This is a genomic window from Bartonella koehlerae C-29 (assembly GCF_000706625.1).
GTDB classification, from domain to species: Bacteria; Pseudomonadota; Alphaproteobacteria; order Rhizobiales; family Rhizobiaceae; genus Bartonella; species Bartonella koehlerae.
On the sequence record NZ_KL407334.1, the window covers coordinates 1,601,316 to 1,620,939 of the forward strand.

Below are 19,624 nucleotides of genomic sequence, written 5' to 3' on the forward strand. Positions count from 1 at the left end.
GCGCCTATGCGATTCTTGATCGTTTGCGCGAAGAAGGATTTCGCGCTCCTTTACAGGTGTATCGTGCACTAGAAGGGCTTCTTCAATTAAAGTGTATTCACCGCCTTGAAAGTGCAAATGCTTTTATGGCCTGCTTATACCCTGAAAATTGTCAATATGAACTAACGACTTTCACAATTTGTGATAACTGTGGTACAGTAAACGAAGTACAGAGCCCACTCATGACATATGGTGTTAGACAAATGACACAAGAAATTGGTTTTCACGCCAACAAGAGTACTATAGAAGTGCGAGGTGTCTGCGAAAAATGTATGGCGAAATAATTTGTCTGCATTTGCAAGTTCGTATTGAGTATTATGTCATTTTTATAATATCATGGTGGTTTAATTTATTGTTATTTGAAAAGATCATAGTATTTTCTAGTGGCCTGGTGATTTATTTTATTTGCTTACACATTAAATTTCTTGAATTGAAAGTATAAAATCTATGTCCACGTCGGAAACAGCTCTTCCCCCAAATATGTATTTAAAAAAAATAAAACAGATAAAAATAATCCGTCTTCTCCTCATTCTTCTTGCACTTTTTATGCTCTGGTTTGGCTATCAGTGGATAACACATTGGCGTTATATTCTCTCCACCGAAGATGCCTATGTGCAAGGAGATATTGCTGCCATTGCTTCTAAATTAAACGGATATATTAAGAAAATTGCTATTAAAGCCAATCAAGTTGTCAAAAAAGACGATATTTTATTCTGTTTAGACAATGGTGATTACCAAATAGCTTTAGATCAGACAGAATCTCGTCTCAACACTCAACAAAAAACTCTTCTACGCATTGATGCGCAAATTGTAGCGGCTCACAGTGCTTTAGATGATGCACAAGCACAAAAAGCGGCCGCTTCAGCCATAGCAACCAATGCACAACTAACCTTAAAACGCACCACAGAACTTAAAGCTGATCGTTATGCTCCCCAATCCGATGTTGATGACGCCCAATCAGCTTATGAACAAGCCATTGCTAATGTGAACCGTGCAGATGCGCAAATAGCCGCAGCGCGCGCGAACATCCAAGTCCTAGAAGCACAACGCAATGAAACAGAAAGTCAAACAAAGAGCTTAGAACTCACACGTGATAAAGCAAAACGTGATCTTGATTCAACCATTATACGGGCTCCATTCGATGGAGTTATCGGAAATTTAACAGCGAAAACTGGGGATTTTGTTGTAAATGGTCAACGCCTTGCGGCACTCGTCCCTATACAGGAACTTTATATTGAAGCCAACTATAAAGAAACACAGTTGCAAAATATTTATGCTGGACAAACGGCTTATATTACTTTTGATGCCTTCAAAAAAGATGTTTTTACAGGGACAGTACTTTCTATTGCACCGGCAACAGGAGCTGTTTTTTCTCTCCTACCACCACAAAATGCCACTGGCAATTTTACTAAAATTGTCCAACGCATCCCAGTACGTATCTCTATTCCAAAAGAAGCATTAAAAAATGAGCGTATCCGAGCGGGAATGAGCGTTTCAGTACAAATTGACACACGTATAAAATTGCCCCCCCCTTATAATTCAAAAGAAAAATGATCTGTCCATGACATCTACTATACCAGAAGTTGACCATTCTCAAAAACACGTGGGAATCCGTGAAATGGTAGTTTTTATTGCTATGGCTTTTGGTATGTTCATGGCTATTTTGGATATCCAAATCGTTTCCTCATCTTTGGCTGAAATTCAAGCTGGTCTTTCAGCAAGTTCTGAAGAAATTTCATGGGTTCAAACCTCCTATCTCATTGCTGAAGTCATCATGTTGCCCCTTTCTGGATTTTTGGGAAGGTTGCTTTCAACACGAATTTTCTTTAGCATTTCAGCTATCGGTTTTACTGTTACATCTATTCTTTGTGCAACAGCGACATCTATTGAAGAGATGATTCTTTACCGAGCAATTCAGGGCTTTATCGGTGGTGGTATCATCCCCAGTGTTTTTGTCGCTTCTTATACACTTTTTCCTCCTTCAAAACGCCCCATTGTTACCCCTATCGTTGGACTGGTAGCAACATTAGCACCCACCATAGGTCCAACTGTAGGAGGCTATCTTTGTAATATCTTATCATGGCATTGGCTCTTTCTTATTAATGTGCCCTTCGGAATAATTATCTCAATTCTCGCTTGGAAATTAATTGATTTTGATCAAGCTGACTTCTCTTTAATGGCTAAATTTGACTGGTTAGGTCTTATCTCTATGGCAACTTTTCTAGGAACTTTGGAATATATTCTAGAAGAAGGTGCACGTCATGATTGGCTACAGGATACTCTAGTATTTAATTTTTTTATTATCATGGTTTTGTCTGCTGGCATATTCTTCTGGCGCGTTTTTACGACAAAAGAGCCAATTGTTGATCTCTCTGCTTTTTCTAATTTTAATTTTTCAACCGCAGCAATTTTTTCTTTTATGCTTGGAATAGGTCTTTATGGACTCACCTACCTTTATCCGGTCTATTTAAGCCAAATCCGCCATTATGATGCTCTCATGATTGGCAAAACATTATTTATTTCAGGTTTTGTTATGTTTTTGACTGCTCCTCTTGCGGGTTTTCTTTCAGCACGAATTGATGCACGTCTTATGATAGCGATAGGTTTTTCTGGCTTTGCATTAGGAACCTGGTTGGCTAGTTCTATCACAGATGATTGGGATTTTTGGGAACTCTTTTGGCCTCAAGTTCTTCGCGGTGCCTCGATTATGTTATGCATGGTGCCTATTAATGATATTGCTTTTGGATCACTCTCACAAGAACATATGAAAAACGCTTCTGGACTTTTTAATCTTACACGTAACCTCGGTGGTGCAGTGGGACTTGCTGTTATAAGTACTCTTATGACAAAGCGCGCAGACTTCCATTATGAACGGATAGCTGAGAATATCCAACAAGGGAATACCCAAGCAACTGAAATGCTTTCAAAGCTCACTATGTACTTCAAATTTGCAACTTTTGATTCACAGACTCTTGCACTCTTCCAATTTTTGAATATGGCTCGTACACAAGCATTGGTGATGGCGTTTAGCGATATCTTCTTTATAATAACCATCATCTTTTGCATCTTAACATTTTTAACCGTTTTTCTCCAAAAAACACCACCATCCACTGATATCCCTCCTAGTCATTAGGTTATGATTTAAAGCCAAAGAAACATGAAACATAAGTCAGAAATACTATAAAAGAAAAAGCTTTTTTATCTAATGCCTAAGAAATACCTAAAGCTTTTGAATTTATTAAAGAAGCTTTCGATAAAGTGATGTTTTTATTCTTTATAAAAATGTTCATTATTGTCGTATGATCTTTTCGTCATTGCGCAGAAAGGAATAAGAGAAATGCAGTCTTAATTTCTTTAAGCGTTTTCTTTGTGCCTACAAATATAACTTTTATCAGCAATAATTTGTGTATTTTCATTCCCCCATCAAGATGCTAAGTAATGTGAATAAGAGTATTCCAGCCTCTGGAGTGAAGAGAAAACATAAATTTGATTCCTACACATACTCCAATATGACTCTTCGACATTAAATCTTGGCTTATTTTTGCCAAAATCTCCCTCTCATTCCTGGCCGTATCTATAGTCTGCCGCACAATCTATAGCTTCCAGCATAATTCATGGGTTCGCATCACAGAGATAAGCGTAGAAGGTCACAATGATCCTTACAGGTGCACAATCACACTCCTTGGCAAGCTCTTCTAAAACTTGATACCAATGGCCTTTATTCACAACTTTTATGAATGAATGTTACAGAATTGCCTAAGAGCAATAAAACTCTCACCATTAAGTCGCCATTTAAAATAACATAAATTTTTTCAAAAAAAATGACGAGTAAGATTTTAATCCTCTCACACATTGAAGAAACTTTCCTCTCCACAAACGGCCAATCTTTACACTTAAGAGCATATTTCTTCCTAGTAAAACGCCTGCTCTTTTACTAATAGAACATTACCAATCGGGCTTTTTCTCTCTATCAACACATATATCCTGTAAAAATATTTACATGCTTAAAATCTTATACTGAACGATTATTACAAATTACATCTTACTAAACATAAAACGTAAGTACACTTCCAATGATTATCCATCACAAATTTTGTTCAAAGCCATTTTAGAACTATGCAAAATCTTCTTATATTACCCATTTATCAACAAAAATTACTAAAGAAGATAAAGTTTACAGCAAAGAGAAACCATACTCTGAAATAAAATTATCTCAAACTTTGCGCCTGAAAAAATAATAAACCACCAACACAATAAACACCTAAACTTCCCACAGAAAGTATCGCAGAAAAAAATTAAATGAATAGATTCTTTAAGCGACTTTATGGTGCTGAAAAGAATTCCAATCCTCTAACTCTCCGCTTGGGGTCAAAATACCATGACACGAAGTGAGATAATGAGGAATCAATTCTAGCGCTTGAAAACGATGTTTTTCATAAGGACCAGGCATTGCTAAATTTTTTGTGAGTCTGTGTGAAAAACCAAAACGCTGATAAAATGCACAATCACCAACAAGAAAAATAGCACCATAACCCATTTTTTTTGCTGTTGCAATCGCATGCCGCATAAGAACAGATCCTATGCCGATACCAGAGCATTCCGCTGAAACAGCCAGAGGTCCCAAAAGTAAAGCATGCTGTATTTCATTTTGCCCTTTATTAAATTGCACATGCCAAAGACGCACACTGCCCACAAGTTCTCCAAATACATTTTTGACGACAAAGGAAAGTCCACAGGCAGCCAACCGGCCACGACGTAAAACCTCTGACGATTTACGCTTATGCCCCTTTCCTAGAGTCAGATTAAGTAAGTGTTCCCGATAAGGTTTATCGGATTCCTGCTCCGATGCGAGTGTAAAAAATGCACCATCTTTTGTCTGAAAATAAATCATATTCATGTTTATCACCACCCCCTATAACTCTCGACCATCTCATAAAAGAAAAATTCAAATCACGTAGAATGGCAAAGGCTCAAAACCATTAAATGCAACAGATGCGTAAGTCGCCGTATAAGCACCAGTTCCATGAATTAACAACTCATCTCCTACTGTGAGGGATAAAGGCAACAGATAAGGTGTTTTTTCATAGAGAACATCCGCCGAATCACAGGTTGGTCCTGCTAAAATACAAGGCTCCATTGCCTTATCATCATGAGGTGTCTCAATGGGATAGCGAATAGCTTCATCCATAGTCTCGGTAAGACCGTTAAATTTCCCAACATCTAGATAAACCCATCGGACATTATCATTGTCTGCTTTTTTGGATATAAGAACAACCTCTGTACGAATAACACCAGCGTTGCCAACCATCCCGCGCCCTGGCTCAATGATCGTTTCAGGAATACGATTGCCAAAATATTTTTTTAATGAATCAAAGACAACTGTGCCATAAGCTTGTGTTGTAGGAACATCTTCCAAATAACGGGTTGGAAAACCACCCCCCATATTAACTAATTTTAACGAAATTCCTTCATGCTCCAAGTTTCGAAAAACCGTAGCTGCATCTGACAAAGCGCGATCCCACGCGTCAAGATCTGTCTGCTGAGACCCAACATGAAAAGAAACACCATACGCTTGCAAACCCAATTGATGTGCGCGACGCAATACATCAACCGCCATAGCAGGAACACAACCAAACTTACGTGACAATGGCCACTCTGCACCCCTTCCATCCGTAAGAACTCGACAAAACACGCGAACTCCTGGAGCAGCCCGAGCAATCTTTTCCACTTCTTCAATACAATCAACCGCATAAAGCGAAATACCCAAGGCATATGCCCGTGCAATATCACGCTCTTTTTTAATAGTATTACCAAAAGAAATACGATCAGAGGTTGCTCCTGCTTTTAAAGCCATTTCAATTTCCGCAATAGAAGCAGCATCAAAAGAAGATCCTAAAGAAACAAGCAAACTTAAAATTTCAGGAGCTGGATTCGCCTTTATCGCATAAAAGATACGGGACTGCGGAAGAGCTTTTTCAAAATTTAAATAATTTTCACGAACAACATCAAGGTCAACAATTAAGCAGGGACCTTCAGAAAGATGTTTTGCAAGAAAATCGCGAATACGTTGCGTCGCCATTTGTCAATTCTCCCAGGGGATAAACCCACCCACGCTACGGTTGGACAGCACAAAGCTGCTATAGCCAAAGGACAAAACACACAAAAACGCCCCACATCCCGATTCCTTAAATAACCAGGAAGAAAGCAGCATTGTATGCAGCGAAAAAACAGCGCGAAAACCGCGTTGTTCTACTTTATTCTGCCTTTTTGATTGGAGTTGAGAAAACCACTTCCGCACTGAAGGCAATGAGGTGTGCCTCTATAGTTATCCCAGCATTTGGACAGCTGGAAGACACCAGAAAGGCCCGCACCGTCGTTGCTTCAAGATGTCCTCATTCTTTCGGTTGGCCGTAAGAACGACTGGAGCGGTTAGTTCCAGGTACCGTACCGGTTAATCTCACCATTTGAGAACCAGCGGACACCCACAGGCACGTGCGACTTTGGGCAAGGATCCATATAGAACGAATTCTGATTCATTTCAATCATTTTTTAAATTTTAAATGTTTTTTAATCTTTAAAGAAAAATTGATGTAAAAAAGCAACAGCTCTCTCAAACAAATAAGTCACATATCCCCTTTAATAGAAATCGCAACTTTCACAAAAAAAACATATCATTGTAATACAAATGCATAATCTTTTCTTTAAAAAAATCTCTTTACTTGGCTTCTTAATCCCCTCTGTCTACAATCATTCATGAAAGGTATAACGCTACAAAAAATTGATTTATAAAGACAATTTATTGTTTTGCAACTTGAATGAGAACATCAAATATCGTAAGATTCTCTCCTCTCAAACCCTCTCATAGTAAATAACTCAAATTCATTCGCTTGCACATCACAAGCGGGATTGGCGTGTAGGTGCACACTCTTCAAGAAAGGAGTAAAAATGTTCCTTATAACCCGTCTCAATACAAAAGCTGGCAAAGAGAATGACGGAGCTGGCGTGCACCTTCATAAACGTAAAGAGGGTAGTGTACAATAGTTTTTATGGTATACCTTGTCACAGGCGCCATCGTGAAAGAGGCTTTTATGCACTGACAGATATCTCTTTAAAACAAGCGCGTGAATGTGCAACAACAGTGGCATTCCGTTTTGCATGATGGGTGTGACTGCATGATCCTATTAAGAAAGGTGAGAAACAAAAGCGTGAGACACTGCGCAATCTCCATTATTTAAAAGACATTGCTCCTAGATACTTTTAAAAGCCGTAAAACCAAATTAACAGAAGATAGTAAGGTTGGAAACTGATTTCTATATTTACAACTTCATATTCTCCCCCAATTAGGCTGTTTTCTTGTTTCAGAGATTACACAAACAGATATACACAATATTCTTGCCCCCACCTGCATAAAAAAGCTGCAACAGCAGACCAAGCACTTATCCATCTTAATATTTGTTGCAAACATGCAGCTGCATTAGAATTGGATGTTGATTTACAAGCAAGAGCCACAGAAAACACCATCTCTATGTTTATGAAATCATATGCCATGGCCATCAATGTCTTTATCATCCCCTTTACCAATTCTTGCATTTAAACAGTTTATCAATCGGCCTGTCGTATTCATTCCAAAACTGCTTTTCAAAGTCATATACTCTTCCATTGAGCTGTCTCCTCAATTGAAACATCATAAAGCAATTTTTACTGATTAAAAATTAAAAACTGAAACAACCAAAGACTATACAATCAGAGATATCTCATTCAAAATGTATAGCTCTAATTTCCGGGTGATAGCCAATCTTATAAAATTCTTGTCTACTCAAAACGAAAATTCTTTTCTTGAAATAACCAAAAAAAGCAAAAGCCTTAAACACCAAAGTACGATAGCTTGTATCACTCTTAATGAGAATGCATTGCACGCAATTTTGATAATTGGAACTGCCTATGACGTTCGCGAAATCGTTCCCTATCATCTTCACTGCGCATATTATAACAAGCATTACACGAAACACCTTCTTCATAATGAGGCGATAATTTGCTTTCAGCATTAAGAGGAAAACGACACGCACGACATAATTCGCGCCCACATTCTTCAAGACCATGTTTAACAGAGACACGCTCATCAAAAACGAAACACTCACCCCACCACAGACTCTCTTCTTTTGGAATTGTTTCCAAATATTTAAGAATCCCACCTTTTAAATGGTAAACCTGTTCATAACCAAGTTTACGAATATAAGCTGTTGATTTTTCACACCGAATACCGCCCGTACAAAACATAGCAATTTTCTTTTTCTTTTTTAAATCAGCTTCATGCTTAAGCACCCATGCGGGAAATTCACGAAATGTTTTGATCTGTGGATCAACCGCTCCTTGAAAGCTGCCAATTGCATATTCATAATCGTTACGCGTATCAATGAGAAGTGTTTCTTCATCTTGAATAAAGGCATTCCAATCTTTAGGGTCGACATAAGTACCAACAACTTTTAACGGATTAATACCCTCAACGCCCATTGTTACAATTTCTTTTTTCAATCGTACTTTCATACGATGAAAAGGCATCTTCGATGCCCATGAATATTTAATCTCAGGCGTTCGAAATGTTGATTCAGCAGTAATAAAATTCACTAATGTTTCAATAGCAACACAAGATCCCGCAACAGTTCCATTAATTCCCTCTTGTGCCAAAAGGAGAGTACCTTTGATATCCTTTGCCTGACATAAATTCAGCAAAGGTTTTTGTAATTGACGATAATGCTTCAAATCTGCAAAGCAATAAAGAGCAGCAACTTTAAAATTCTTTTCCATAGTTTTGGCATAACGCGGGTTTCATATAATTTCAAGATCTATTCATTTACTCTTTAAGATATTGTACTTAATCAACACCATCATTTTTTGGAGAAAGAACACCATATGCCAAAAAATAGAGAAGCTTTTATCACTGCTCCAGAAACAAGCTATTATATCTGCTTTGCACATTGATACTCTACACAATGCCGTGCCTTTAGCGCTTACCTTTTAAAGGAGAATTGAAAACAATTGAAGTTACATTGCAAACAGAAAATGCACTCGACGCAATTAAAGCCATTACACAATAGGTACTCGAATCAACTGTTGGAGCAGGAACAATTTTGAGCACCCTGCATTATGAACAAACAGAACATGCAAGAGCAAAATTTATCGTAAACCCTCGCTTCTCAAACAAATTGATCGATTGTGTAAAAACAGTGCTCCCTTTCTCGAGGACCGTTACACCAAGTAACTTAATGAAAGCACTGGACAAAGGCTATTTATATCTTAAATTTTTCCAGCTGAAACGGCAGGGAGTACTGCCTTTGTACCAGCTTTAGCCGCTCTCTTCTTTAAAATCCGATTTCACCCAACAGCGGCATAACACAAAAAAATGCTGCTCAATGGTTCCAGTTTTCTAATGTTTTCTGTATTGGTGGTTCTTGGATAGCTCTTAGAAATCTTATCACAGAGAAGAATTGTAATGTGATTAGCGAATTAGCACAAACTGCAGTACAACTCTCCTCTTATCCTACAAAAGCGTGTCCCATAATATAAGGTGCCGATGCATTATCGGAACCTTCAACAAGACCAAAGGCTTCACACACTCTCGTACAATATCCCATATTGCCATAGAACCACAAATCACCATAAGGTCTTCATCAGCATCAATCTTCAACAAACCAGTCATTTCAAAAAAAGCACCGCTCCCCAGAAAAGCAACAGCACAACACCTCTCTTACCCTACAAAAGCGCGCTCCACAACATACGTAGCCGGTGCATTATTGGCACCTTCAACAAGACCAAAGGCTTCACACATTCTTGCACAATCTTTCAGCATTGACATGGAACCACAAATCATCACCCGATCTTCATCAGCATTAATCTTTGGCAAACCAGTCATTTCAAAAAAAACACCACTCTCCATAACAGCCGTAATGCGCCCCATATACTCAGAAGATTCCCTAGTCGTCATGGGATAAAATTTTAACTGTGGTGCATATTCACCAATCAGTGGATCTTGTTGTAAAGAAATGACAAGATCTCTTGCATAATTAAGCTCATCCCGCTCACGGGTTGTTTGAATAAGAACCACTTCTGAAAATTTTTCATAAGTTTCAGGATCACGGATAAGACTCGCAAAGGGAGCAACCCCCGTTCCTGTTGACAAAAGATAAAGGCGCTTTCCAGGAATAAGAGCATCAAGAACCAGTGTTCCAGTAGATTTTTTACGCATGAGAACGATATCACCAATTTTAATTTTTTGGAGATATTCGGTTAATGATCCTCCTGGAACTTTGATCGAAAAAAACTCAAGCTGTTCATCCCAAAATGGGCTTGCAACAGAATAAGCGCGATAAATTGGCTTTTCTGCATTTGGCAAACCAATCATAACAAATTCACCAGAACGAAAACGAAAACTTTCAGGACGATTCAAGCGAAATTTAAACAAACGGTCTGTGTAGTGATAAACTTCCTGTACAGTAAGTGCGAACACATTTTCAGGAATAGGAAAGTTTGACGCAACGCCGCTGATATTTGACTGAACATTGCTAGCAGACGTATTCATAAAATTTTTCCCTTATCTTCATTCAACATTAAACCTTAAATCTTCAAAGTGATATAATACGTGCATCGCCATCTGCCAATATTTTTCTTAAAAAACAAACCACAAGATCAACACTCTTATATCAAAATTAGCTGAAAAAACTGAAATACATAATAAAGAAAAATCACATTCATTAGGAAAATTTCTTTTTACAGCTCGTGTTATTCTTTATCGTGGTTCTTGGCTTGATATTGAGTTTGATGCTAAAGACATCATTTATGCTCGTATTGACCGACAACGTAAAATTCCTGTTATAAATATTTTGATGGCATTAGAGATGGATACGTCAGATATTTTATCGACTTTTTATAATACAGTTACCTATGAGCGAGGTGGAAATGGATGGCATATTCCATTTTTTTGAGCGCTTTAAAGACATGAAGCCTGTTTCTAATCTTATATATAAGTGCAGAAAGTAGTGAAGTTGTTGCAAAAGCTTTTAAAAAACCAACGGTTCGTGCAGCGAAGGCTTTGGCAGAAAAAGGTCTCAAGGCAGTTAAAGTCAGTGAAAACGATTTATGAGGATCTTATCTCATAGAAGATATAGTTAATTACCAGACAGATGAAATTTATCTTGAAGCTGGTGATGAAATTGACGAAAAACTACTTTTGCTTGATGTTAATGCACACCCTACAAACAAATATCAAAGCATTTAACCTTAAATAAACTTATTACCCTGATAAGTTGTAACACGTAATGAGTATCAAACATTGTCTATAAATAGAGAAACACTCTCTAATTTTTTAAAATTTATAATCAAAAACTTTAAGAGAGGTAAAATTTGTGGCCCTTTAATAATAATCTTACAATTTCTCCACAAAATCTTCAATGAATTAGCTTTTTTGATAATTAATGGACAATCACTCTACAATCCTTTAGAAGACTCTCTATCATTTCACTGCTCTGACAGTTAATCTACCACCATAAACATTAAACTTCTTCCCCAAGAATTTTTCAACCTATCAAAAACTATAAAAATATCCCTCTTAACGATATCTGTGTCGTAAATGAAACAAGAAGAGCTCTCGCAATCTAGACAAAAACCAAAGAAAAAACCGGCAAAAGAATACCACAGTGCATTCTCATTGTCAGTGAAGATATGTAAATGCAACACAAGCATTTTAAAAGAATCATTCAAACAATGAACATAATATTCATTGAACGATCTACTCCAACTTAATAAAATCTCAAATGCAATCAAGTCCACGAAACTGGAACGGCAATTTTACAACCTTCGACATAATACAGAATACCCTCTGTCATTCGTATCTTTATCAAAACAATAGAGAAGGTTTCAGAATAAATTTTCAATCATAAAATTATTGATAATCATACCGCTAAATTTATGCTTGTTCTTTTATGGGAGACACAAATGTTAGCGGTATGAGAAAACAGATCAATAACTGGTTCTTAGTGCATTTTTATAATTTTCCAGCGATGACCATCAAACATGTACATCAGTTGTGTTCTGCTATCGACCTTCGTCATATCAGTATTAACATGAATAGATGAGCTGTAACTTGCTTTGTGATCAACAAAAATTGATTTTCATTTAAATAAACGAGGTTTTGGGAAATAAATATGAGATGCCCAATAACCATCCTGGGAACGAATAACGATCAAGCTAACTGCTCTCAACGCATCAGAAATAGTTTGTGCACTCAAATCTTTCCCATTTTAACAAGAAAAACTTTAGATGCACGAGGTAAGGCTCTCTCTCCAAGATAGTTTACAGTATTAATGCAAGCATCATCATTACAGGCAGCTTGAACCATATAAGAATCATTGCAATTTCATAAGTATCAGTACTTTGTTTCGCTTCGACTGTATTATTGCCTATAAGAGCTTTAAAGATTGAACTTTGCATCCCCATCACAAAACAAGATGAAAATTGCTCATCCCCTTGAGAATATTTTAAAGAGAATATATTTTCAACAAAGTCAAGAAAAGCATAAAATTTACCAAATGTTTTTGGAACGTCAATAAAACCCACAATTGTTTTTGTGCTATCCATTAAATCCATCAGAAATCCAACAACTAAATTTCTACTTTTTGAAATATCTAATTTGTACTGAGGCTCCATCTTCCACGGAATTTCAATACGATATTACATCCCAGAGCCTTCATAATTAAAATATGATACCGATCACTCTTCCAACCAACAGCCTTCTATATAGAGTAATTAACGAAATGATTACCTCCACTATTTTGTAAACCAATATATCCACTATCACCGTTTTTAAAGAAAAACTGCTTTGCTCAATAATAATGAAAATTCACTCCATCATCGTTACTGATCTCCTGGAAAAACGTCCATTGGTTAAATTCTGATTGAGCAGGCCACGCATGTCCAATAGAAACAATCCCATCCGCAACAATAGCGTAATTTGGGAAACTCACGAAAAACAATAAAAACGAATAATATTTTTTTGATTCTGTAATTCATAACTAATCCCCCCTTAATTTATTAAATATAAAGTTAATTTGATCAAACTCAGACTCTATAATCAATGTCGCCAAAAGAACTTTAATTTACTATTGATCTTAAAGTTTTTTCTGATTTCACTATGAAAAACGATATAACGCAGCAGATGAGCCTTTAATTTTTTTAATATCTTTACCCAAGGAGAGAGAATGAAGTCTATGCCTTTCCGACTGTCAGTACATTACGTGTTCATAAAAATACAAAGAGAATAAATTACTCTATTGATGATACTCAAAGTACGCATCTTACCTTAAAAGGTTGCTTTGATGACACATAATTCAGTATGAACTGCTTATGATTTTGATAAGAACAAACAGTACAGGCATCCTTTTCATATATCATAGAAAACTATATGAAAGAATCAAAGGGAATTTATGTCTCATTGACTCGAGAGAGGATTTTTAAAAATGAACAAATCCGCTAAGGATACAACAAACCTATTATTTCCTGCTACAGCGATAGCAACCATCGATGTGCGTGCTATTGTTGCAAATTATGTAACTTTAGCCCAACATGTTGCCCCAACTGAGTGTTCAGCGGTTGTGAAAGCCAATGCCTATGGGTTGGGTGCTAATAAAATTGCCCCTGCGCTTTATCAGGCTGGCTGCCGCACTTTTTTTGTTGCTCAAATCGAAGAAGCGCTTCAATTAAAAACCGTTTTACCAGAAAATGTCATGATTGCCCTTCTGAATGGGTTTCCACATAAAGCAGAAGAATTTGTTGCACAATCGGGTATTGTCCCTCTTCTGAACTCTTGGTCTGCTATTGAAGATTGGCAAACACTCTGCCAAAAAAAGAATAAAAAATTTCCCGCAATCATTCAGGTCGATACAAATATGAGCCGATTAGGGCTTGATAAAAAAGAATTACAAAAACTTATAAAACACCCTACAATTTTCGAAAAAGCAGAAATAAAATATATTCTCAGTCACCTTGCGAATGGAGAGGACGCCTCTCATTCATCCAATAACAAACAATTAGCTGCTTTCAAGAGAGTACTTGCACAGTTACCTACCTGTAAAGTCTCATTTGCCAATTCTGGAGGCATTTTTCTTGGTTCAGATTTTTATTTTGATCTTGTTCGCCCCGGCATAGCACTTTACGGTGTTGATCCCCATGGCAAACATCCAACACCTCTTAAAGCTGTTGTAAAACTTGAAGCCCAAGTCCTTCAAAGCCGCTTTATTGACGCAGGAATACCTGTTGGTTATGGGGAAAGCTTTATGACCCACAGGCCAAGTACTCTTGCAACCATTTCTATCGGCTATGCAGATGGTTGGCCACGCATTCTTTCGAATAAAGGTACCGTTTATTTCAATGGACACAAACTCCCTATTGTTGGACATATTTCTATGGATTCTATCATAGTCGATGCTACTGATCTCGATAAAAAACCTCAAAGAGGTGATTGGGTAGAGCTCATTGGCCCTCATCAACCCCTTGAAAAAGTATCTATAGATACCAATACTATTCCTCATGAAATTCTCACTTCTCTAGGAAAACGCTATAAACGCATTTACATTTAAAACTCTCTCAAGAAATTAAAGTGAAGAAAATTACCCTCTCAGTAAAAAAAATCTCAGAGCTTCTAGACATGGTTTTAAACAGCTAAATGTACAGACTATCCATCAATACGCCTTCTTCCATATCCTGTTCATCAATATTTTCATCAAAATGCTTAAGCAAATAATGACAATGAAAATCATCAATTTATTTTAAGATTATTTTAGATGACCATCAGGAAAACAAAAATCTATACGCACCAAGAAAAATAATATGATCAAATTCATGAATAAGTGACAAAAAAGCCCACAAATTCTGTAGAGGCTTTTTTTATTAATGCAAACAAAAAATTTAATAGGTGTTTTCCAAAGGCGGACAAGAACAAATAAGCATTCTATCTCCTGTAACATTATCAATACGTGAAACAGGCGGCCAATATTTATTTGCGGGATCAAGAGAGCAATTGGGGAAAGCCGCTTCTTGTCGTGAATAAGGCCGCGCCCAAGCATCATCTATTGTATCGGCCAATGTATGTGGTGCATGAACCAATGGATTATTGTCTTTTGGCCAAACACCGCTACCAACTTTCTTAGCTTCTTCAGCAATAGAGAGCAAAGCATCACAAAAACGGTCAATCTCTGCCTTTGGTTCTGATTCGGTTGGCTCAATCATCAAAGTTCCAGGAACAGGGAAAGACATCGTGGGCGCATGAAATCCGTAATCAATGAGACGTTTTGCAATATCATCAACACTCACCCCACACTGCTCTTTCAACACACGTGTATCCACGATACATTCATGAGCAACACGTCCCTGCCTACCTCGATAAAGAATGGAATAAGCCTGTGAAAGACGCACAGCAATATAATTGGCATTCAAAATTGCTGTTTGTGTTGCATATTTCAAACCCTCAGCGCCCATCATCCGAATATACATCCAAGTAATAACAAGAATAGATGCGCTTCCATACGGCGCTGCTGAAACTGCATATCTTGTCCCCTCTTGTTCATGACCTGGCAAAAATGGCTTGAGATGTTCTGCCACTCCAATCGGCCCCACACCAGGACCACCACCACCATGGGGAATGGCAAATGTTTTATGAAGGTTCATATGACAAACATCTGCCCCAATATCTGCCGGACGAGCAAGGCCAACAAGCGCATTCAGATTAGCACCATCAAAATAAACTTGCCCTCTATTTTCATGAATAAAAGAACAAATATCCTTAATACTTTCCTCATAAACACCATGTGTTGAAGGATAAGTGATCATGAGAGCAGCTAAACGCTCCTTATGCAATTGTGCTTTCATTTTAAGATCATCAAAATCCACATTACCATCATTCAAGCATTTCACCACAACAACTTCCATACCGGCCATATGAGCTGAAGCTGGATTGGTGCCATGCGCAGATTCAGGAATAAGACAAAGCGTGCGTTGATGTTCACCCCGCGATTGGTGATACCGACGAATTGCCAAAAGCCCAGCATATTCACCTTGAGCACCAGAGTTTGGCTGAAAAGAAACTTGTGCAAACCCTGTAATTTCACACAACCAGGCATTTAACTGATTGATCATTTCCTGATAACCTACCGCATCCTCTTGCGGAACAAAGGGATGTATATTGGCCACCGTAGGCCAGCTTATAGGCATTAGTTCAGCTGCTGCATTAAGTTTCATCGTACAAGAGCCAAGAGGTATCATTGTCCGATCTAATGCCAAATCCTTATCCGATAAACGACGCAAAAAGCGCATCATGTCCGTCTCTGAATGAACCGCATGAAAAAAGGGCTGTGAAAGAAAAGTAGCATCACGCCCTTTACCCATAAGTCTTGGAGAAACCTCATCAACTAACCCCGCACCGAAAAGCTGTGCTAAAGTACAAGCATCCTCTTGTGTTGACAATTCATCAAAATTGATCGCAACTCTGTCATCATCAAGAATACGAACAAGGCGTCCACCTGCTTTCGCTTGGCGTGCAATCTCTCGTGCTCTTCCCTTCACAACAACGCTTACACAATCAAAAAAATATTCTCCTTCACAAAAGATACCTACTGCCTCTAAACCACCAACGAAACGGCATGTTAAATGATGAACGCGCTGAGCAATTTCCTGTAAGCCTTTCGGACCATGCCAAACAGCATAAGCCGTTGCCATATTTGCCAGCAGAGCCTGTGCTGTACAAATATTTGATGTCGCTTTATCGCGCCGGATATGTTGTTCACGTGTTTGCAATGCTAAACGAAAACCAACACGGCCTTTCGTATCCACTGATTGACCAACAATACGCCCGGGAATAAGACGTGTGAGCGCATCGCTGACCGCAAGATAACCAGCATGAGGACCTCCAAATCCCATTGGAACGCCATAACGCTGCATCGAGCCGACAACAATATCAGCTCCCCACTTCGCTGGTGCTTCCATAAGGGTAAGTGCCAAAGGATCAGCAACCACAATCACCAGTGCTCCTTTTGCTTTTGCCTCCTTAATGACTTCACTATGATCATTAAAAGAGCCTTTTGTATCTGGCCAGGACAAAACAATCGCAGCGGTATCAGAACAAATTTCGCTATTTTGGCTAACCCGAAGACCTTGTGTTTCAGAACGCGTTTGTACAACACTCAAGATCTGGGGATGCAAAAAACTCTGAAGAGAAATCTTCGTTTTTTTCTCACGCGCAAAGCGGAAAGCCACTGCAATAGCTTCAGCCAAAGCAGTTGCTTCATCAAGAAGTGAAGCAGCTGCAACAGGCAAACCTGTGAGTTCACTAATCAATGTCTGAAAATAAAATAAAAGCTCTAAACGACCTTGGCTAATTTCTGCCTGATAAGGCGTATAAGCAGTATACCAAGCTGGATTTTCAAAAAGATTCCGCAAAATAACAGACGGCACAGATGTTCCATGATACCCCTGCCCAATAAAACTTTTGTGCAGATGATTACGCCCCATCATCTTGGAGAGTTCTTCCAGAGCTTTCTCTTCACTAACTGCCTTTGGGAGATTAAGCGGCCGTCCCAAATGAATAGAGCAAGGAAGAGCTTGAGAAACCAGTGTATCAACAGAATCTACTGCTAAAACATCAAGCATTTTTTGTTTTTCATCAGGACAAAGCCCAATATGGCGAGAAAAAAAAGGACGCTCTAACATAGCAGTCATCCGATCAGTTCTTGATAAGCAACCTTATCTAGCAACCCGTCAAGTTGCGTTTCGTCCTGCAAGGTCATTTTCCAGAGCCAACCTTCTGTTTCAGCTTTTTTGTTTACCAGTTCTGGACTATCTGCCAGAGCTTCATTCATTTCGACCACTTCACCATTCAAAGGTGCATAAACATCTGAAGCTGCTTTCACCGATTCGACAACAGCAGCAGCGTCTCCCTTAGAAAGTTTTGTCCCATTTTGTGGCAAATCAATAAAAACCAAATCACCTAACTGCTCTTGAGCATAATTGGTGATCCCGACAGTAACCACTTGTCCTTCAACACTAAGCCATTCATGATCTTGTGTAAAATAAGTTTTAGACATAAAAAATTATCCTTTAAAATAATGTTGTGCAACAAAAGGAAGTGAATGAACAGACAGTGCAATCTTTTTGCCACGCAGCTCTGTAAATATCTCTGTTCCTTCCACTTTCCAACCAATAGGAACATATCCCATCGCTACAGGACCATCAAAAGAAGGGCCAAAACCACCTGATGTTACCAATCCAATCCGATTGCCCTCATCATCGAAAAGCAAAGCACCAGCACGAATAGGTTGACGTGTTTGTGGTTTTAAACCAACACGACAACGAGAGGGACCTTTTTTAAGAGCTTCCAGAAAAGCCTTTGCTCCATAAAATTGCGCTTTTTCTCGAACATTTTTGGGAACGGCCCATGTCAGTGCAGCATCAATGGGCGTAGTATCAGGAGTAATATCACTGCCATGCAAGCATAATCCTGCTTCCAATCGAAGACTGTCGCGCGCCGCAAGACCGATCCACTCAACACGAGAATCCCTAAGCAATTTTTCAGCCAATTCGCGTGCATGCCCTATGGGAAGAGCAATTTCAAAACCATCTTCTCCCGTATAACCAGAACGGGCAATAAACCAATCTTGTTGTGGTTCGAATCCTTGCATAAATAACAGTTCATTGCCCGGTAAACCAGCATCAACTAGAACAGCAGCTGCTTGTGGACCTTGAAGAGCAAGCAATACCCTTTCAAGAGCAATGACTTGACATTCAAAGCCAACAGCACGTTTTTCAAGTTCAGCAAAATCGGCTTGTGCATTACCAGCATTAGCAACCAGCATAAAACGACACTCTGCCAAGCGGGTAAGGATAAGATCATCAAGAATGCCAGCCTGTTCATTAAGTAAATAGCTATAGCGCGAATGACCAATCTTTAACAGTGCCGCATCAACAGGAAGAGCATAGGATAAAAATTCCACTGCTTGCGACCCCTCAACAGTAATCAATTTCATATGAGAAATATCAAAAAGGCCTGCATGCGCACGCGTATGAAGATGCTCTTTCAAAACCCCAAGAGGATAAGTCAAAGGCATTTGCCAACCCGCAAAAGCACCAAATTTCGCTCCAGATTTTTCATGCAATTCATATAAAGGAAGTGTTTTTAAAGAAGATGTTTCAAATTCTCGTGATGTCCCCATAATATCTCCAAAGCCGTGCTAACGCTCACACAATGTGTTCGTTTCTGCACCCCTCTGTTACAAACCTGAGAGACTCGCGAAAAAAGCTTTCGCTTACACCTTTGGTGTAGCCCCTCCCGACTTTCCAGATCTGCCTTTCTCCTTTTACGGTCCTTAGAGCCTGAGAGATTACGGGCTATTTTCCCCTTCGGCGGCAGACACAAAAACTTGCAGCCTGCACTCTCCCGCACAAGAATGAAAGAAATGACAACGTTCTTTCCGACATATCTCTAAGTCTATAGCCTATCTCTATCATACTGTCATCAGCAAAATGATTAGTATGCCCTAATTTTATA

Annotated in this window: 14 protein-coding genes, 2 pseudogenes and 1 riboswitch (1 of these 17 running past the window's edge); of the genes and pseudogenes, 7 read left to right on the forward strand and 9 right to left on the reverse strand. The window is 38.6% G+C overall.

What is annotated here, in order from left to right; all coding sequences use genetic code 11:
* The 3 genes from O9A_RS06825 to O9A_RS06835 form a co-directional block, all read left to right on the forward strand.
* On the forward strand, positions 1 to 323 hold the 3' portion of the coding sequence (locus O9A_RS06825) for a Fur family transcriptional regulator (protein WP_034459958.1). The gene continues 70 nt to the left of window position 1, outside the view; the window shows 323 of its 393 coding nt (coding positions 71–393); the start codon falls outside the window, past its left edge; it ends in the stop codon at positions 321 to 323.
* 163 nt (positions 324 to 486) lie between these two features.
* Complete coding sequence (locus O9A_RS06830) at positions 487 to 1,593, forward strand: HlyD family secretion protein (RefSeq protein ID WP_034459960.1); 1,107 nt, start codon at positions 487 to 489, stop codon at positions 1,591 to 1,593.
* A gap of 7 nt (positions 1,594 to 1,600) precedes the next feature.
* Positions 1,601 to 3,172, forward strand: coding sequence for a DHA2 family efflux MFS transporter permease subunit (locus O9A_RS06835; RefSeq protein WP_034459962.1), 1,572 nt, complete (start codon positions 1,601 to 1,603; stop codon positions 3,170 to 3,172).
* Between the two features lie 1,179 nt (positions 3,173 to 4,351).
* Here the strand turns inward: O9A_RS06835 and O9A_RS06840 are convergent.
* Both O9A_RS06840 and O9A_RS06845 read right to left on the reverse strand, forming a co-directional pair.
* Positions 4,352 to 4,936, reverse strand: coding sequence for a GNAT family N-acetyltransferase (locus O9A_RS06840; RefSeq protein WP_034459965.1), 585 nt, complete (start codon positions 4,934 to 4,936; stop codon positions 4,352 to 4,354).
* 48 nt (positions 4,937 to 4,984) lie between these two features.
* Positions 4,985 to 6,118 carry a type III PLP-dependent enzyme gene (locus O9A_RS06845; RefSeq protein ID WP_034459967.1) on the reverse strand — a complete coding sequence of 378 codons (1,134 nt, stop codon included), beginning with the start codon at positions 6,116 to 6,118 and terminating at the stop codon, positions 4,985 to 4,987.
* A gap of 866 nt (positions 6,119 to 6,984) precedes the next feature.
* On the opposite strand from O9A_RS06845, the pseudogene O9A_RS08475 reads away from it, so the two are divergent.
* Positions 6,985 to 7,546, forward strand: a pseudogene (locus O9A_RS08475) (integrase); the annotation flags it as partial.
* A gap of 30 nt (positions 7,547 to 7,576) precedes the next feature.
* On the opposite strand, the gene O9A_RS08585 reads toward O9A_RS08475, so the two are convergent.
* A complete protein-coding gene (locus O9A_RS08585; protein ID WP_280949013.1) occupies positions 7,577 to 7,699 on the reverse strand; it encodes a hypothetical protein in 123 nt (40 codons plus the stop codon).
* A gap of 236 nt (positions 7,700 to 7,935) precedes the next feature.
* Positions 7,936 to 8,844: an oxygen-dependent tRNA uridine(34) hydroxylase TrhO gene (trhO, locus tag O9A_RS06855; protein ID WP_034459972.1), complete on the reverse strand. Its 909-nt coding sequence runs from the start codon at positions 8,842 to 8,844 to the stop codon at positions 7,936 to 7,938.
* Between the two features lie 323 nt (positions 8,845 to 9,167).
* Between trhO and O9A_RS08480 the strand changes: the two genes are divergently transcribed.
* Complete coding sequence (locus O9A_RS08480) at positions 9,168 to 9,386, forward strand: beta/alpha barrel domain-containing protein (protein WP_245262482.1); 219 nt, start codon at positions 9,168 to 9,170, stop codon at positions 9,384 to 9,386.
* Between the two features lie 398 nt (positions 9,387 to 9,784).
* Here O9A_RS08480 and O9A_RS06860 read toward each other — a convergent pair whose 3' ends face one another.
* Complete coding sequence (locus tag O9A_RS06860) at positions 9,785 to 10,615, reverse strand: ferredoxin--NADP reductase (RefSeq protein WP_034459974.1); 831 nt, start codon at positions 10,613 to 10,615, stop codon at positions 9,785 to 9,787.
* Positions 10,616 to 10,763: 148 nt separating this feature from the next.
* On the opposite strand from O9A_RS06860, the pseudogene O9A_RS07830 reads away from it, so the two are divergent.
* A pseudogene (locus tag O9A_RS07830) lies at positions 10,764 to 11,293 on the forward strand (DNA-directed RNA polymerase subunit beta); the annotation flags it as partial.
* A 1,091-nt stretch (positions 11,294 to 12,384) separates the two neighbouring features.
* Here O9A_RS07830 and O9A_RS08485 read toward each other — a convergent pair.
* Positions 12,385 to 12,669, reverse strand: a complete 285-nt coding sequence (locus O9A_RS08485) for a hypothetical protein (RefSeq protein ID WP_245262483.1) — start codon at positions 12,667 to 12,669, stop codon at positions 12,385 to 12,387.
* 878 nt (positions 12,670 to 13,547) lie between these two features.
* Here O9A_RS08485 and alr point away from each other — a divergent pair.
* The gene (gene alr / locus O9A_RS06870; RefSeq protein WP_034459976.1) at positions 13,548 to 14,666 is read left to right on the forward strand and encodes an alanine racemase; all 1,119 of its coding nucleotides are present in this window, start codon (positions 13,548 to 13,550) and stop codon (positions 14,664 to 14,666) included.
* A 328-nt stretch (positions 14,667 to 14,994) separates the two neighbouring features.
* Here alr and gcvP read toward each other — a convergent pair whose 3' ends face one another.
* The 3 genes from gcvP to gcvT are packed head-to-tail and all read right to left on the reverse strand — an operon-like array spanning position 14,995 to position 19,289.
* Entirely contained in the window at positions 14,995 to 17,790 is a 2,796-nt protein-coding gene (gene gcvP, locus O9A_RS06875; protein WP_034460300.1) for an aminomethyl-transferring glycine dehydrogenase, read from the reverse strand.
* Between the two features lie 5 nt (positions 17,791 to 17,795).
* Positions 17,796 to 18,164, reverse strand: a complete 369-nt coding sequence (gene gcvH, locus O9A_RS06880) for a glycine cleavage system protein GcvH (RefSeq protein ID WP_034459978.1) — start codon at positions 18,162 to 18,164, stop codon at positions 17,796 to 17,798.
* 6 nt (positions 18,165 to 18,170) lie between these two features.
* Entirely contained in the window at positions 18,171 to 19,289 is a 1,119-nt protein-coding gene (gene gcvT / locus O9A_RS06885) for a glycine cleavage system aminomethyltransferase GcvT (RefSeq protein ID WP_034459980.1), read from the reverse strand.
* A 137-nt stretch (positions 19,290 to 19,426) separates the two neighbouring features.
* Positions 19,427 to 19,526, reverse strand: a riboswitch (glycine riboswitch).
* Between the last annotated feature and the right edge of the window lie 98 nt (positions 19,527 to 19,624).

Excerpts from the sequence above, each read along its gene's own strand:
- O9A_RS06830 (WP_034459960.1), top strand. The coding sequence starts at position 487 with ATGTCCACGTCGGAAACAGCTCTTCCCCCAAATATGTATTTAAAAAAA.
- O9A_RS06835 (WP_034459962.1), top strand. The coding sequence starts at position 1,601 with ATGACATCTACTATACCAGAAGTTGACCATTCTCAAAAACACGTGGGA.
- O9A_RS06840 (WP_034459965.1), bottom strand. The coding sequence starts at position 4,936 with ATGAATATGATTTATTTTCAGACAAAAGATGGTGCATTTTTTACACTC.
- O9A_RS06845 (WP_034459967.1), bottom strand. The coding sequence starts at position 6,118 with ATGGCGACGCAACGTATTCGCGATTTTCTTGCAAAACATCTTTCTGAA.
- O9A_RS08585 (WP_280949013.1), bottom strand. The coding sequence starts at position 7,699 with ATGGAAGAGTATATGACTTTGAAAAGCAGTTTTGGAATGAATACGACA.
- trhO (WP_034459972.1), bottom strand. The coding sequence starts at position 8,844 with ATGGAAAAGAATTTTAAAGTTGCTGCTCTTTATTGCTTTGCAGATTTG.
- O9A_RS06860 (WP_034459974.1), bottom strand. The coding sequence starts at position 10,615 with ATGAATACGTCTGCTAGCAATGTTCAGTCAAATATCAGCGGCGTTGCG.
- O9A_RS08485 (WP_245262483.1), bottom strand. The coding sequence starts at position 12,669 with ATGGATAGCACAAAAACAATTGTGGGTTTTATTGACGTTCCAAAAACA.
- alr (WP_034459976.1), top strand. The coding sequence starts at position 13,548 with ATGAACAAATCCGCTAAGGATACAACAAACCTATTATTTCCTGCTACA.
- gcvP (WP_034460300.1), bottom strand. The coding sequence starts at position 17,790 with ATGTTAGAGCGTCCTTTTTTTTCTCGCCATATTGGGCTTTGTCCTGAT.
- gcvH (WP_034459978.1), bottom strand. The coding sequence starts at position 18,164 with ATGTCTAAAACTTATTTTACACAAGATCATGAATGGCTTAGTGTTGAA.
- gcvT (WP_034459980.1), bottom strand. The coding sequence starts at position 19,289 with ATGGGGACATCACGAGAATTTGAAACATCTTCTTTAAAAACACTTCCT.